The 15,995-nt window shown below is 57.4% G+C and carries 13 protein-coding genes; 8 read left to right on the top strand and 5 right to left on the bottom strand.

What is annotated here, in order from left to right:
* The first annotated feature begins 182 nt into the window (after window positions 1–182).
* Window positions 183–1,145, top strand: a complete 963-nt coding sequence (locus RBB82_RS11765; RefSeq protein WP_433975324.1) for a hypothetical protein — start codon at window positions 183–185, stop codon at window positions 1,143–1,145.
* Between the two features lie 6 nt (window positions 1,146–1,151).
* Here RBB82_RS11765 and RBB82_RS11760 read toward each other — a convergent pair whose 3' ends face one another.
* Window positions 1,152–3,122 (bottom strand): ABC-F family ATP-binding cassette domain-containing protein, encoded by a 1,971-nt coding sequence (locus RBB82_RS11760; RefSeq protein WP_433975323.1) that lies wholly within the window; start codon window positions 3,120–3,122, stop codon window positions 1,152–1,154.
* A gap of 254 nt (window positions 3,123–3,376) precedes the next feature.
* Between RBB82_RS11760 and RBB82_RS11755 the strand changes: the two genes are divergently transcribed.
* Together RBB82_RS11755 and RBB82_RS11750 are read left to right on the top strand one after the other, a co-directional pair.
* The gene (locus RBB82_RS11755) at window positions 3,377–3,814 is read left to right on the top strand and encodes a hypothetical protein (protein WP_433975322.1); all 438 of its coding nucleotides are present in this window, start codon (window positions 3,377–3,379) and stop codon (window positions 3,812–3,814) included.
* A gap of 139 nt (window positions 3,815–3,953) precedes the next feature.
* Window positions 3,954–4,370 carry a hypothetical protein gene (locus RBB82_RS11750; protein WP_433975321.1) on the top strand — a complete coding sequence of 139 codons (417 nt, stop codon included), beginning with the start codon at window positions 3,954–3,956 and terminating at the stop codon, window positions 4,368–4,370.
* 114 nt (window positions 4,371–4,484) lie between these two features.
* On the opposite strand, the gene RBB82_RS11745 is transcribed toward RBB82_RS11750, so the two are convergent.
* Both RBB82_RS11745 and RBB82_RS11740 read right to left on the bottom strand, forming a co-directional pair.
* Complete coding sequence (locus RBB82_RS11745; protein ID WP_433975320.1) at window positions 4,485–5,453, bottom strand: hypothetical protein; 969 nt, start codon at window positions 5,451–5,453, stop codon at window positions 4,485–4,487.
* Window positions 5,454–5,548: 95 nt separating this feature from the next.
* Window positions 5,549–6,553 (bottom strand): zinc-dependent alcohol dehydrogenase family protein, encoded by a 1,005-nt coding sequence (locus tag RBB82_RS11740; RefSeq protein WP_433975319.1) that lies wholly within the window; start codon window positions 6,551–6,553, stop codon window positions 5,549–5,551.
* 314 nt (window positions 6,554–6,867) lie between these two features.
* Here RBB82_RS11740 and RBB82_RS11735 point away from each other — a divergent pair, with 314 nt between their 5' ends.
* Window positions 6,868–7,221 (top strand): hypothetical protein, encoded by a 354-nt coding sequence (locus RBB82_RS11735; protein ID WP_433975318.1) that lies wholly within the window; start codon window positions 6,868–6,870, stop codon window positions 7,219–7,221.
* 321 nt (window positions 7,222–7,542) lie between these two features.
* Here RBB82_RS11735 and RBB82_RS11730 read toward each other — a convergent pair whose 3' ends face one another.
* The gene (locus RBB82_RS11730) at window positions 7,543–8,295 is read right to left on the bottom strand and encodes a metallophosphoesterase family protein (protein ID WP_433975317.1); all 753 of its coding nucleotides are present in this window, start codon (window positions 8,293–8,295) and stop codon (window positions 7,543–7,545) included.
* Window positions 8,296–8,389: 94 nt separating this feature from the next.
* Window positions 8,390–9,232, bottom strand: coding sequence for an ATP-binding cassette domain-containing protein (locus tag RBB82_RS11725; RefSeq protein WP_433975316.1), 843 nt, complete (start codon window positions 9,230–9,232; stop codon window positions 8,390–8,392).
* A gap of 124 nt (window positions 9,233–9,356) precedes the next feature.
* Here RBB82_RS11725 and RBB82_RS11720 point away from each other — a divergent pair, with 124 nt between their 5' ends.
* The 4 genes from RBB82_RS11720 to RBB82_RS11705 all read left to right on the top strand — a co-directional run bounded on the left by RBB82_RS11720 (window position 9,357) and on the right by RBB82_RS11705 (window position 15,987).
* Entirely contained in the window at window positions 9,357–11,042 is a 1,686-nt protein-coding gene (locus RBB82_RS11720) for a hypothetical protein (protein ID WP_433975314.1), read from the top strand.
* 65 nt (window positions 11,043–11,107) lie between these two features.
* Window positions 11,108–13,102: a hydantoinase/oxoprolinase family protein gene (locus RBB82_RS11715; RefSeq protein WP_433975313.1), complete on the top strand. Its 1,995-nt coding sequence runs from the start codon at window positions 11,108–11,110 to the stop codon at window positions 13,100–13,102.
* 9 nt (window positions 13,103–13,111) lie between these two features.
* Complete coding sequence (locus RBB82_RS11710) at window positions 13,112–14,710, top strand: hydantoinase B/oxoprolinase family protein (protein ID WP_433975312.1); 1,599 nt, start codon at window positions 13,112–13,114, stop codon at window positions 14,708–14,710.
* Complete coding sequence (locus tag RBB82_RS11705; RefSeq protein ID WP_433975311.1) at window positions 14,707–15,987, top strand: MFS transporter; 1,281 nt, start codon at window positions 14,707–14,709, stop codon at window positions 15,985–15,987. The genes RBB82_RS11710 and RBB82_RS11705 overlap by 4 nt, the downstream gene beginning before the upstream one ends.
* Window positions 15,988–15,995: the final 8 nt, after the last annotated feature.

Genomic DNA, 15,995 nt, shown 5'->3' with positions numbered 1-15,995 from the left:
GGTAGACAGCAGTAAATAAGCCCAATCACAAGCTCCAACGAACAAGCGACAACGCCATCTCCGCACCCTTTATTGCCGTTGCCTGTTCTTTTGTTGTCATTCCGCAGCGAAGCGAAGGAATCTGCTGTACCACCCATCCCTCTCAAAACATCCTCACTTTGGCCCAGCGATATACTTTCGCCGTGCCGATATCCGGTCAAACCCTACTCTCTCACGTCGGCTACTCCGCCTGGGCCAATCAGCTCCTTCTCTCCATGCCACCTTGCGCGCTCATCCTCTTTGCAAGCACCTTTTTCCCGCTTGCCGTCCGAGCCCAAGCACCCGAGATCCAGAACCCTGCGGGCATCAAGATGACGATTGACGCAGCAGATAAAGACCCGGCATTATCTGTCACCATACCGGACGGGCCTCCCAACGATCGCACCTTCAAGATTCTCCTGCCGGAGCATGTCACCGTTCGCTCTCACGGCCAGATCGAGGCACAGCATCTCTACATCTACGATCACAATCCAGCGAGCAAGGCGCCAAGATGGAAGAAGGTCGGCAATGCTCTTGAATATGAAACCGACTTCGGCCAGATCCACTTCGTAGCGCGAGCGACGTTGGTCGATGATGGCATCCTCTTCCACTACGACTTCGTCAACCGCGGCGCGACCGACTACGACATGGCGACAGCAATCACAGATCCACGCTTTCACGCAGTCTTCTACGATCCTCGTCTGGAGCGAACCTACGTTCACCACAAAGACGGCTTCGCGCTTCTCGCTTTTCGCACGCCGGAACGACTGACTATGCCGCTTACCGAGTGGTTCCCGGTTCGCTATCTAGCTTCCTACACCGCTCCCGTCCCGACTGACCTTGTTCAGAGACGCGACGATGGCATTACCTATCGCTATAGCCCTGATCGCGTTGATACACCAATGATTGCAACTCTGTCCCAGGATGAAACGTGGGTTGCGGCTAGCTTTTCGCGCGATCCTGGGAACGTCTGGACGAACCCGCAACTAACCTGCCAACATGTTGATCCCCAGGTTCCTTTACCGCATGGTGCACACGCGCACTATGAGATGAAGATTCTCATCTTCAAGGGCACCTTGCAGGACGCCTTGCGAAAGGTATCTGTACAAGTTAACGAGCTTGAATAATGAGGTTCACGCAGTCTGTTGTTCCTCGAGAGTGAGAGAGAGTTCTTCCCATTCAGCAAGGAGCGTGGCTCGCTTTGTACGGAGTTCATCAAGTTCCGCCGCATCTTTTTGCGATTGATCAGCAGAGGTGAAGTTCCCAAGCCGCTCCTCGGCGGCAGCAATGAGAGATTCGAGGCGAGGAATCTCCTCTTCTGCGTGGCTAAGCCGGTCTTCAAGCTGTTTGAGCTTGATCGGATTCAAGCGCTTGATGTTCGACGCCGCAGGCGTTATCGGCGCGGGTGCAGCTTCAACAATAGGGGCCGGTGCCACAGGCGCAGGAGCAAGAGAACTTGTAATCTGCTCAGTTACTTTTTCAGGTCCACCCTGTTTCCGCCACATGTAATCTTCATAGTTGCCGGGGTAGATGTGGAGGCGGCGGTCTTCTACCTCAAAGACGCGAGTGGCAAGACCGTCAATAAAGTAGCGATCGTGCGAAACGAAAAGAACAGTGCCGGTGAAGTTGCGAATGGCGTCCAGCAGTACATCCTTGGCGCGAAGATCAAGGTGGTTCGTAGGCTCATCGAGCAGAAGGAAGTTGCTCGGCGACACAAGCATCTTCGCCATAGCATACCGATTGCGCTCACCACCCGAGAGAACCCCAAGCTTCTTGAACACATCGTCGCCCGAGAACATAAAACACCCAAGCAACGAACGCAGTTCAACCACAGGAACCTTGGGCGCAGCCGAGCTGATGTCGTCGAGCATCCCCGCGTTGGGGTCGAGCACCTTGTACTGATCCTGCGCGAAGAAATCCGAGAGCACATTATGGCCCTCGCGTATCGTCCCGCTAGTAGCCTCTTCCTGATGGCTCAGCAGCCGTATCAACGTAGATTTACCCGCGCCATTCGCACCCACAAGCGCGATGCGGTCACCACGCTCAATCGTGAAGCTGAGATCGTCGAGGATAAGCTTTTCGCCGCCGGTGGGCGTCGGATAAACCTTCTTCAGGTTATTCACTTCAAGAACAGTGCGGCCACTGGCAGGAGGTTGCGGGATGCTGAAGTGAATCGTGGACTCATCCTCAGGCACCTCGATACGCTCGATCTTCTCCAGCTCCTTGATGCGCGACTGTACCTGCTTGGCCTTGGTCGCCTGATATCGAAAGCGGTTGATGAAGGCTTCAAGCGCGTCGATCCGGTCGCGCTGATTCTTGTACGCATTCATCAACTGCGTTCGCCGCTCTTCCTTCTGCGCAACGTACTTCTCGTAGTTGCCGTGGTACGTATGCATGCGCTTGTTCCACAGCTCCACGGTCTTATTCACGGTAACGTCGAGAAAGTAGCGGTCATGCGAGATCAGAACGTAGGCGTTTGGGTAGTCGTGAAGATAGCCTTCCAGCCAGTTGCGCGATTCGATGTCGAGGTGGTTCGTCGGCTCGTCAAGCAACAACAGAGACGGCTTCTGCAGCAGCAGCTTCGCCAACGCAATACGCATCTGCCAGCCACCAGAGAACTCTTCCGTATTCCGCCCCCAATCCTCTTTGGTAAATCCAAGCCCACCAAGAACGGCGCCCACCTGCGAGTCGAGGTTGTAGATATCGTGCACATGCAACTGGTCGGCGATGTCGGAGTATCGCTCCGCCGCAGCGAGATACTGCTTCGACTTCGGGTCAGCTTCTGAGAGCACCGTCGTCAACTCAATCGACTCACGCTCAAGCTCGTGCAGATGGTCGAAGACCGAGAGGCACTCATCAAAGACCGTGCGGCCACGAAGCGCGAGGCCGTCCTGCGGCAAATAGCCCAGCGTAACGCCTTTATTACGGGTAATGACGCCGTAATCAAGAGACTCCATGCCGCCGAGGATCTTGAGAAGCGTGGATTTGCCCGTGCCGTTACCGCCGACCAGACCAGTGCGCTCGTCCGGCGTGATCAGCCAGTTCGCGTCTTCAAAGAGGAGTTTTTGGCCGAAGCGTTTACCGGCAGAGGAGAGTTGAAGCATGCTCCTTCTATCTTCTCATTGGTTGCCGCGGAGAACGTGCGACTACCAAGATGAAGCGAGCCAGTTGTTGCTTAGGCTAACGTCAGGCGTTCAAAAGCGGACAGCAATTTGCGGAAGTGGACGACCCGCGAGTTCAGCTTGGTCGGGTAATGGCTGCTAATTCGATGTGAGGGAAGCAGTTGCGGGCGAATGCAGTTTGGCGGGTGATTTGCCTCCTACTTCCGTCAAACCGTAACCTTCACGGAGGCTGACTCATGGCTCATTTTGAACGGATTCGCGACGTAATCTCAGGCCCGTTTAGTCCTGAGGTGATCCAACAACGCACAGCGGCCGGCTGGCAGATGGTCTCGATCGAGTGGCGAAGGGAGCTGCCCGACCGGGAGTCTCCTACAGAAGGCGCCTTCAACGAAAGCATCCCATACGGCCTGCGCATCTCGGATGACTGCCAGCGCCTGGAGGTCGATCCCCGTGAAAATCAGGTCCTGATGCTCATGATGGATCTGCTCGGACAGGACTTCTCCTATTCAAGCATCGTCAGCGACCTCAATGAGAAAGGTTTCCGCATGCGGAATGGCGGGCCGTGGAACCGGATCGCCGTCTTCAATATGATGCCGCGCCTCATCGAGGTAGGGCCACGTATGTTCTTGTCGGACGACTGGAAGATCAGGCAGGAGAAGCTTTCACGCTTATGACGACATGAAGCGACTTCACTGGTGCAGTCGCTTCCTCAGTTGGCGAGATAGAAGGGGTATCATGAGTTGGCTCGCGCGATGAGCGCAAGCTTGCGAATGACTGGGCCTCATTACATCTCCTGATTGAAGAGGATCGCCCATGAACCTCCCACGCATCTTCCTCGCGGCCTTCTGCGCCTTCATAGCTTACTTTCTCCTGGGCGGACTCTCGTTCGCATTATTGCCACTGCGAACCGAGTTCATGAAGTATCCCGCCGTCTACCGGTCGCAAGATGCGATCAAGAGCGTTATGCCGGTTGGGATGATCGCAATGTTCGTCGCGATGGTTGTCCTGACGATCATCTACGCGATGCTCTACCGCGGCGGCTCGGGCATCGCTGAAGGTGCGCGATTCGGCCTTCTGGTCGCGGTGTTTTCGCTCTGCGCCTTTGTGATTCACAACTACGTCAATCTGAACATCGGTTTAAAGCTCACCGCACAACAAGCCGTCGCATACTCGGTGGAGTGGATCGTCGTCGGAGTTGTGATCGGCCTCGTATATCGGCCCGCTCATTGAATGAGCATCTTGAACGGCAGCATCACCGGCCACACGCACCCGCAGACAGCTACTTAGCAACCTCAACCACCAACCTTCCCAAGCGCCCCATGCCCGGTAAAATCTTCACTGCAGCTAGAGCACTGGGCAGACACCGTGATGTCGATCATTCGACCAACATGACAAGAGCGAACCAGCGAGCTTTTGTAAGTCCGCCGGACTGTTTGGGTCGGTTGCGATCGATTTGACGCGGATGCGGGCAGAGGCGAAATCATCTGGAGTAAAAGTCAGTCTCGCGAGTTGGCCTAGCAAGGCTTTTTGCAGGTCTACATCGGTTGAACTGAGTAACGGCAGCAGTGCAGCGTTAACATCAGGGTTTTGCACCTGCGAAACGGTGAGTGCTCGAATCGACTCGGAGAGCGATTCCGGTGTCTGATCCGAACGGTGCAGAAATTCAATGATCGCTGACTGCACCTCAGGGGAATCGCGCCCCTCTGTAAAGTTTGTCGCGGGATCGAGGTAAAAAGTAGCAGCAGCAGGAAGAAGTATCCATAGCATTTGCGGCCCCGGTGAAGGCCCACTTCTTGGCAATGAACCAGGAGTCGTATTGGACATTGCATGCGTACTCTGCGGATCTTTCAACACTGTAAGTGCCGCTTGGATCAACACCGGAGCGACAGGCCTAATGGCTGTAAACGCCTGGAATAGTAGAAGCGACATTCCCCGACAAGGGGAGAACGAATCCATAAGTCGTGGTTCTAAACGAGGCAGGTAGGGCACGATGGCTTCATCAGTTGTAAGGGCATCTTTGCTTCCGGTAACAATCGCAAACATTACGAGAAGCGCAGTGGCTCGAAGCTTTGGATGAGACGACTCGGTCAAACTCACGATGGCCGGAAGGACTCGTTTTACGTCATCTACTGTCGCTGATTGCACGATGGTATCAAGTTCTGTCGCCCATTGAGGATCATGAGCAGCGTCCGGATTCGCCTCCAGCTCCAGAGGAATTGATTCCAGTCTGCGCGCAGCTGTAGCCGATTGTGCGAGCAGAACTCCGGAAGCGCAAACAACAAGCACTGAGACAATCAGAACTGAACGACGCACAGGACCTCACATAAACTTGCTGCGCTTGAGTCAGACCGATTCACCATCGGTCCAGGACAGGATATACATAACTTGAGTAAGTTCAAGTAAAAGTCCTAATTTCCGACCTCCACCACAACCTTCCCCAGCGCCTTCCCGCTCTCCACCAGCGCATGCGCCTCCATCGCCGTCTCCAGCGTAAAACGCCGCTCATCCATCAGCGGCGTCAGCGCTCCGGCCTCTGCTAGCTTCGTCGCCTCTCGCATAATCTCCCCGTGAAGCCCTCTGCCCTTACCAGTCAACATCGGCAGCAGCGTAAACACCCCCGAATAAGTAGCCCCACGAAACGACAGCGGCGCGAGCTTATGCGTCCCCCATCCAAGACAACTCACGACGTGCCCCATATAGATCTTCGTCGCAGCAAAGGAGTCATCCAGCGTCGCCCCTCCCACCGTGTCGTAGATCACGTCGAACCCATCCCCACCCGTATGCTCCGCAACATACTGCTCAACCTTCATCGAACGATAGTCAATCGGGGTAGCCCCATAGCGCTCAACAATCGCCCTCTTCTCATCGGACACCGTCGCAAACACCGTCGCTCCTCGAGCCGCCGCGATCTGCACCACCACATGCCCCACTCCGCCCGCACCCGCATGCACCAACACCCGCTGCCCTTCGCGAACACCGGCGCGATCCACCAGCCCCTCCCACGCCGTGATGAACGAAAGCGGCAGAGCCGCAGCCTGCCTCATGCTCAAGCCGTTAGGCTTCTTCGCAAGCAGCTCCGGATCCACCGCAGCAAACTCCGCCAGCGTTCCCTGCAGCCCGCCAACCCCGCCAGCCATCCCGTAAACCTCATCGCCCGCACGAAAGCCTGTCACTCCAGCACCAATCTCCTCAACGACTCCCGCCAGATCCATCCCCAGAACCGCCGGCGGAGTCTGCTTCGCATGACCTCCATTACCCGTTCGAATCTTCGTGTCGAGAGGATTCACGCCGCTCGCCTTAATCCGCACCAGGACCTGCCCCGCACCAGCCCTGGGCCGTGCCACCTCCGTCAACCGAAGAGGCGAGTTGTACTCCTTAAGCACCGCCGCACGCATCGTCGATAAATTCGTCACGTTTCTTCAACTCCCCTCGATCACTCAACAAAATCATCAATCTCATCAGGCGACAGACGAGTAAGTAGATTCCATTGATCATCGCTCCGATTCACACCGCAGATCCGCACACCGGACGACGCGCCCTCCATCGACAACGAGGCCTCGCGCACCCTCATCGCGAGAGGTTTGGTCCGAGAGCAATCTGACCTTGACGAAGGAATCAGCACGTTGCATCTGCCGTTTATCAGCTCAAACCAACCTTCAATCAAAGGTATAGAATTGCCCACCCCGGGAACAACATGCCAAACCTAAACGAAAGATGAGGTGTACCCATGTTAGGAGATCTAATCGTCCAAACCACCGGCAAAAGACTAGTCAGACGTGTCCTATCCATCGACCCTCCCACTGCGGAAGTCTCGTTTGAAGACAGCGGCCCCATACTTGGTGTCCCCACTACCGGTATCGGCAGCTATACATCGGTCGTCCGTCCGGACGGCTCCACCTTTGGCCATGGCCAGGGATTCAACTTGACCCAGGACGGCGACAGCATCACCTGGACCGGTACGGGCGTTGGCCACTTCGGCCCAGGTGGTTCAATAAGCTACAGAGGCATGTTGTTCTTCCAGACAGCGTCCCAAAACTCTCCCGCCTCAACAACGCCTGCGGTGCCTTCGAATACGAAGTAGACGCCACGGGCTCCACCGTCTCAAAAGTCTGGGAGTGGAAGTAGCGACACAGTTTCAGGGCCGAGATACGAGCAGACTCCCACCCGACTGCAGTCAGTTCGAGGGGGCGACCTTTCCTTGTGAGAGCTTGGGCAACATCTGCGCCTGAGAGATCAAAAAAATATCTTCAAAAAGTTGGCGCTTTTTTCTCACCACAAAAACACCACGCAAATCACCACGTTTTACCACCCAAAAACCACGTTGTGACCAACGAAAAACCAAGTTTTGCGCCCACTTTTCGCAAAACCCCACCCAAAAACCACGCCGGAAAAAATCCGCGAACTAACGTCCTTCGCGCAGCCGGGCAGCCAGCCGCTCCGGCAACCCCGCCATCAAAATCCGTCCCTGCGCCGCCGTCAGGTCATACGGCACGCGATGATAAATAATCTCCCTCGCCTCCGAGTCATAGATCACAAACGCCGCCCGCCAATCGCAATCCCTCGGCTGCCCCACAGCACCCGGATTGATCAAATGTCGCGTCCCCTCTGGAATCGGCATCTTCCAGCTCTCCGCGGCATTCTTCGTCCGAAACTGAGTCTTAATCTCGTGCCACTCATGCCCCTTCTGCGAAAACCCTCCCTGCAGATGCGTATGCCCAAAGAAAGTAATCGCAGTCGTCATCTGCTGCAGCGGGGCCCACGCATCCCGCATGTTCAAAATGTACTGGTCTTCATTGAGCGGTGACCCATGCACGCAAGTCACTCCAGGCTCCTCCGGTGTCACCGGCCCCTGCGGCACCGCCCTCAGCCACTCGAGATTCTCGGACGTCAACTCCGCCTTCGTCCACTCCGCTGCAGCCCTCGCCACAGGGTTGAACCCAAGCGCCGAGGTCAGCCCACAGCACACTCGGTCATGGTTGCCCCGCACATTCACCTGCGCCTTGGCCCGAATCAGGCTCACCACCTCATTCGGACTCCCGCCATAGCCAACCACATCGCCAAGATTCCATAGCGCGTCATACGGCTCTGCTGCGGCAAGAACTGCTCTCAATGCTTCTAGGTTCCCGTGAATGTCTGAAACAATAAGCGCGCGCATGCAATCAAATTGGCCCAACGACCAATTTTTAAGTTTATAGACATTTACCCATTCAGGGAAATCAGCCCGAACCAACTCCAACGTCCAAAAACGCCTATCCCAAAGTAAGTGTCCCAGACGCTTCTGATCCAGACGCAAGCGGTTTAGTCCGATCCGTCTTCATCGTCGGAGCCGAAGCCAGCAGCCGCCGCGTATAAGCATGCTGCGGCGCCCGAAAAAGCTGCCCCGCCTCCGCCTGCTCGACGATCACCCCCTGCTGCATCACCGCTACCCGATCCGCCACCTGCGACACCACTGCAAGGTCATGCGAAATAAACAACATCGCCAGACCATGCTCCCGCCGCAACTCCTTCAGCAGCGCCAAAATCTGCGCCTGCACCGTTACATCCAGCGCTGTCGTCGGCTCGTCCGCAATCAGCAACCTCGGCCGGTTCACGATCGCCATCGCAATCAAGATCCTCTGCCGCTGCCCTCCCGAAAACTGATGCGGATAGTCCTTCGCTCTCCGCTCAACCTCCGGCAGACCAACCTCCTCCATCGCCTCTAACACCCGCACCCGCACCGCTTTCCTCGCCAACTCCGGATGATGCGCAGCAACCGCCTCTGCAATCTGTGCCCCCACCGGCATGACAGGATTCAGCGCCGTCATCGGCTCCTGAAAGATCATCGCAATCTCCCGTCCCCGTCGCCTCCGCATCGCCTCCTCCGGCAACGCGAGTAAATCCCCACCCTCAAACCGAATCTCCCCAGCAATCCGTGCACTCTCAGGCAAAAGCCGCAGCACCGCCAGCGAGGTCGCCGACTTCCCCGACCCCGACTCCCCCACCAACCCAAGCGTTTCACCAGAATTGATATAGAAAGAGATACCCTTAACCGCACGATGCTGACCGAATCCAATCGACAGATCGTTCACTTCGAGCAACACCGAAGAGTCCATGGCAGAATGTTAGCGGACTTTGTCGCTGGCCGCCGCTTCAGCCACTTCGTCCACACAAACCAGCACCCACCTGCAAAGATAGGACTTTGCCCAGCCGATAGCGTCTAATCTCGATGACAGGCTTATGAGATACATCCCCCATCGCTTCATTGCCGCCCTTCTCGTAACAAGCACATACACCTGCCCCCCCATCTGGGCCCAGATGCACAAGGTCTCCAAGCCCGAGCAGGTCGTCCGCGCCGTCGGCGTCTACGAGTGGACCGGCGACTTCGCCAAACCCACCGCCAGCCGCCTCATCCCAGTCTCTCTCTTCATCGAGGGCAAACTCGAAGACGCCGGTGTCTACATCGCCCGTCCCGTCCCCTTCGCTCTGCTCAGCGGAAACGTCTACGAACTCCAGGACGCCGGAATAGACAAGGGATTTCTCGACCTCGCCTACGCAAAGCATCTTCAGGCCACAACCTCCACTGGCGATCTCGCCTATGACGACGGCTGGTTCGGCTACGGAACCGTCAAACCTCTCACCGCCCCGCGTAGAACTGCATCGGCATTGAAGCCGTCGAAGACACTGCCTGTGCTCACCAGTTCCAACGACTCGAGCCGCCCCCACCTCACCACCAAAACAGGCGCAGACTCAACATCCAGCACCGATCAAAGCAAGCCGGCATCGAAGCCAGACACAAGTTCAACAAGCACCGCATCCACCGACGACCCAGACCGGCCCACCATGAAACGCCGGTCCTCCGACACAGACAGCACAACTAACAGCACCGGAACAACAACAGCATCAAGCAGCACTCCTGCTGACGACCCGGATCGCCCCACCATGAAGCGCCGCGACAGTACCCCAGCCAGCTCCGACTCCTCTGCAACTCAAACCAGCAGCACAGGAACAACAACGACAACCGGAAGCACGCCAACAGACGATCCCGACCGGCCAACCATGACCCGCCGGACCCCCGGCGACACCACCACGACCGACAGTGGGTCAACAGGATCTACAACTGCCGGTGATCCCCCTTCATCGAATGATCCTGATCGACCAACCCTTAAGCGCCACACCCCCGAAGAAGCCAAAAAAACTCGGAATAACACTGACAGCGTTACTGGAACCGGCTCTTTGAACGAAGACCCCGACCGACCCAATCTGCATCGCGGCAAACCAACCAGCGCCATGACCGACTCCGATCTACCCAAGCTCGTTGGCATCCCCTCGGATCTCCATCAGATGATCGCCGTATCCGACGCAGCCAATCGAGACGTGCACCCCTTCGCGCTTGAGTGGGACGATGCCACCCAGCACGCCGCCGTGCTTCAAAAGATGCAGGACATGGCGCGTGCACAGCTTGCCGCGTACATGTCAACTCCCACAAAGACCGCCACTCCCACACCTAAACCTGCCGCCAAAACCACCACGCCCGTCCGCACCCACCATCCCGCAACTCCAGCAGCCGCGCCCATACCGTTGCTCGACGAAGAGCTCAAGGCATACACCCTCAGCTACGGCGGTGCCGCAACCTACATCTATTCTGCCCACACAATAGGCACAGGAGCAGCCTTGCGCTACGTCACCATCGTCGCCCAGGCCGACGGCTTAGGCGAGTTAAAACCCGCCATCAAGAGCGTGACCGATGCAGCCCATCTCGATCGCTCCCCCCAGATGCGTTTCGTCGATGTAGTCGATGCCGAAGCCAGCAACCGCGCCAGCCTACTCTTCGAGCTCCGCGGACAAAACTCCCGTCAATTCGGCCTCTATCGTGTCATCGCATCTCACTCCGACCAAATCTTCCTGACCGGCACAACCCAATAACAGCCACACTTGCTGTCACAGCTCTTGTAGCTTCGATAGAAACTGTTGATAGGGTAGTGTTGACGATGATTCGACTTGGCATAGACACCGGCGGAACATTCACAGACCTCCTGCGCCTCGACGAGCGCGGAATAAAAGTCCACAAAGTACGATCAACCCCCGACGATCCATCCCAGGCAATCTTCTCCGGCATCGCAGAACTGATCACGCCAGCCGAGTCAGCCGAGATCATCCACGGATCCACCGTAGCAACAAATGCTCTTCTCGAACGCAAAGGAGCACGCGCCGCACTCGTAACAACCAAAGGTTTTGAGGATGTGCTCAAGATCGGCCGCCAGACCCGTGCGCAACTCTATAACTTCATGGTCCAGTCGCGTCGCCCGTTGATATCCGAAGGCCTCACCTTCGGCGTAGTAGAACGCATGAACGCCGACGGCAGTACTCTCGAGCCGCTGCTCGAATCCGAAATCAAAGCACTGATCGACACACTCCACACAAAGACCATCGACTCGGTTGCAGTCTGCCTCCTCCACTCCTACGCGAACCCAATCCACGAAGAACGTCTCTCCTCGGCCCTGGAAGACGCTGGCTTCATCGTCTCAACCTCACACAAGGTTCTCCCCGAGTACCGCGAGTTCGAACGCTGGAGCACGACCGTAGTCAACGCCTACGTCACACCGCTCATGGCGCGATATCTAACCAGCCTGGAAGACGGCCTGAACAAAAATTCTCTCAGCATCATGCAGTCCAACGGCGGTTCAATCTCCGCAGCGCGAGCAAAGACAGCAGCCGTCCAAACGATCCTCTCTGGGCCAGCCGCAGGCGTAGTCGGAGCCCACGCAATCGGCAACGCATCCGGCTACTCAAAACTCATCACCTTCGACATGGGTGGCACCTCAACCGACGTAAGCCTCATAAACGAAAAGATCGGCACCACGATGGAATCGACTGTCGGCGACTTCCCCGTGCGCCTTCCCGTACTCGACATCCACACCGTAGGAGCCGGAGGCGGATCGATAGCTTACATCGACTCCGGCGGCTCTCTACGTGTCGGACCACGCAGCGCCGGCGCAGATCCCGGCCCTGCATGCTACGGCAAAGGCACCGAGCTAACCGTCACCGACGCAAACCTGCTTCTCGGCCGTCTCGACCCCGAATACTTTCTCGGCGGTCGAATGGCTCTCAACCTCGACCGCCCGCGCGAAGTTGCAAAGCAGCTCGCAAAACAACTGGGTCTATCAGTCATCGCCCTGGCCGAAGGCATCGTACGAATCGCCAACACCAACATGGAGAACGCCATCCGCGTCGTCTCAGTGCAGCGCGGCCACGACCCCAGAGACTTTGCCCTCCTGGCGTTCGGCGGCGCGGGCGGCCTGCATGCCTGCGACATCGCCGACTTGCTCGACATCAAAACTGTACTCATCCCCGAACACAGCGGAGTACTCTCAGCGCTCGGCATGCTGCTAGCCGACGTCACAAAGGACTACTCCCTCACAATACTCAGGCCCACCGCGCAGATCACCGAAGACGAGCTGCAACTCCAGTTCAAGCCACTGGTTGACCAAGCTATCACCGACATTCAATCAGAGGGTTTCGCCAAAGACGACATCGTCATCGAACGCGACCTAGACATGAGATACAAAGGTCAGGCCTACGAGATCACCGTCCCATTCAAAAGCGGCTACGAAGCAGAGTTCAATCGCCAACACCAGCAGCTCTACGGATATTCAGATCCTCTGCGCGCAACCGAAATCGTTCACCTCCGAGTGAAATCGGTCGGCCGCACTCGCAAACCAACTCTGCCCACCCCAGCAGTCAATCCTCGCGAACTACCAACCCCATCCTCAATGCGAGCAACACGCTTTGCACGCAAGCCAATCCCAACTCCGGTCTACCACCGCGAGCTCCTCGCTGCAGGAATGCAAGGCCAAGGGCCCGCTCTGATCGTCAGCGGACAATCCACCACCATCATCCCCCCACACTTCGATCTTGCAATCGACGGTGTCGGCACTCTCATAGCAACACGTCAAAGACCACACAAGCAATCACAACGAACTTGAAGGCGAACAATGCGTCTCGATCCAATCGAACTCGAAATCTTCAAAAATCTCTTCGTCTCCATCGCTGAGGAGATGGGAGTGACGCTCTGCCGCACCGGCTTTTCCCCAAACATTAAAGAGCGCCTAGACTATTCGTGCGCCATCTATGATTCCGCAGGCCAAACCATCGCACAGGGTGACCACCTCCCGGTACATCTTGGTGCAATGCCTCTATCCGTCCGTGCCGCCATCGATCACGTCGCAATGGAACCAGGCGACACCGTCATCCTCAACGATCCCTTTCGCGGCGGCACTCATCTCCCTGACATCACGCTGGTCTCGCCACTCTTCCTCAAACGAACCGGCCCACCAGCCTTCTTCGTAGCCAACCGTGCCCATCACTCCGACGTAGGCGGAATGAGCCCAGGCTCAATGCCGCTCGCTCGCGAGGTCTTTCAAGAAGGCCTCATCATCCCCCCGATAAAACTTATCAAGCGAGGAGTCCTCGACCGCGAGCTGATGTCCTTCATCCTCGCCAACGTCCGCACGCCCGACGAGCGCGAAGGCGACCTCACCGCCCAGGTCGCCGCAAACCGCGTCGGCGAAACGCGCCTCCGTGAGATCACAAAAAAATACAGTCTCAAACGCGTCGCTCAATACGCCGCCGCAACACAAGACTACGCGGAGCGAGTTCTCCGCCGAACCATCGCCAGCATCCCCGACGGCGAGTACCGTTTCGAAGACTACCTCGACAACGACGGCTTCAGCTCCGCTCCCGTCTTCATTCGCGTCGCAATCCGAATCCACGGCGACTCCGCCGAGGTCGACTTCACAGGCTCCGACCACCAGACCAGCGGCGGCGTCAATGCGAACCTCGCCATCACACTCTCGGCCACCCTCTACGCATTTCGCTGTCTGGTCCAGGAAGACGTCCTCTTCAACGCCGGTATCTCGCGACCAATCCACGTCATCGCGCCACCCGGTACCGTGGTGAACGCTCAACATCCATCGGCAGTCGCAGGCGGCAACGTCGAAACCTCGCAACGCATCACAGACGTCGTCCTCGGCGCGCTCTCGCAAGCGCTGCCGCAGGTCATTCCCGCCGCCAGCCAGGGAACGATGAACAACGTCACGCTCGGCGGAACAAACCCCCACACCGGTGCTGCCTTTGCCTACTACGAAACCGCCGGTGGTGGCATGGGAGGACGCAACGGCTTGCCCGGCATCAGCGGCGTCCACACCCACATGAGCAACACCCGCAACACACCCATCGAAGCGCTCGAGCATCATCTGCCGTTACGCATACGAACCTACGCCCTCCGACACGGCAGCGGAGGAGCAGGCCAATATCCCGGCGGCGAAGGTCTCATCCGAGAGTACGAAACACTCGCCGACACCTCAGTGACGCTACTCACCGACCGTCGCATCGGCCAACCATACGGCGCACAAGGTGGCCAGCCCGGATCGCCCGGCCGCAACACAATCACCCGCACAGACGGAACCACCGAACTACTTCCATCAAAAGCCCGAATCGAGTTGCATCCAGGAGATCGTCTACGCATAGAAACTCCCGGCGGCGGCGGATTCGGCCCCACTCCATCACCCTCCAACCAGGCCACACCCAAATGAGCGATCTATCAGCGGAAGCTCAACCCACAGCAACACATTCAGGCACCTTCGACTGGTGGCGCGAAGCTCCGCGTTCAGCAAAGAAAACTTTACTCGCAGCATCTCTCGGCTGGATGCTCGACTCCTTCGACGTAATGCTCTACTCGCTGGTGCTTGCTTCGCTCATGGCCGACCTGCACCTCAGCAAAGGCACCGCAGGCATCCTCGGATCAGTCACCCTCCTAGCCGCTGCTGTCGGTGGCCTGACCTTCGGCATCATCGCAGACCGCTTCGGCCGCACGCGAGCCTTGATGGCGAGCATATTGATCTACGCCGTCTTCACCGCCGCCTGTGGCCTCGCACACAACTTCGGTCAACTCGCAGTCTTCCGCATCCTCCTCGGCCTCGGCATGGGCGGCGAGTGGGCCAGCGGAGCCTCACTAGTCTCCGAAACCTGGCCAGCACAGCATCGCGGCAAAGCACTCGGCTTCATGCAAAGCTCCTGGGCCATCGGCTACGCGCTCGCTGCCCTCGTCGTAGCAGTCGTAATGCCGGTCGGAGGCTGGCGCGCTGTCTTCCTCGTCGGCGTCCTGCCTGCATTTTTCACACTATGGATTCGTCGCGACATCGAGGAGCCCGAAGTCTGGAAGAAAGCCCGCACCACAATCTCTTCAACCTTCGGAGGCTTCACCGAACTTTTTCGCGGCCGCCTGCTACGCTCGACCATCGTTCTCACACTAATGAATGCGTGCTGCCTCTTCGCATGGTGGGGCTTCAATCTCTGGGTGCCGGCATTCCTCTCTCTTCCCGTCTCGCATGGAGGCATTGGCCTTACCTCCGCAGCCATGTCCATCGTCGTCATCGTGATGCAGGTGGGCATGTGGTTCGGATACGTCACATTCGGCTTCGTAAGCGACGTAGTCGGACGCAAGAAAACCTACATCACCTATCTCTTGGTAGCGTCCGCGCTTTTGTTCTTTTATGGAACAACGCGCGCGCCTCTACTCTTGCTTATCCTCGGCCCATTCGTTGCCTTCTTCGGAACCGGCTACTTCACAGGCTTCGCTGCAGTAACCGCAGAGACCTACGACACCAGGATTCGTGCGACTGCACAGGGTTTCACCTACAACGCAGGCCGAATCGTCAGTGCAGCCGCCCCATTCACCGTAGGTTCTCTCGCGCAAAGACACGGCTTCGGAGCCGCCTTTGCCGCTGGCGCAATCTCTTTCTTGCTCGCAGCGTTCTTCTGGATCTGGATCCCCGAAACAAAAGGCAGGGCCTTCGCAGAAGCAAGCTAACCCATCAG

The sequence above is a fragment of the Tunturiibacter lichenicola genome, assembly GCF_051013355.1.
Classification (GTDB): Bacteria; Acidobacteriota; Terriglobia; order Terriglobales; family Acidobacteriaceae; genus Edaphobacter; species Edaphobacter lichenicola_F.
The sequence above is the reverse complement of the archived record's forward strand: the minus strand, read 5'-3'. Positions and strand labels throughout refer to the sequence as shown.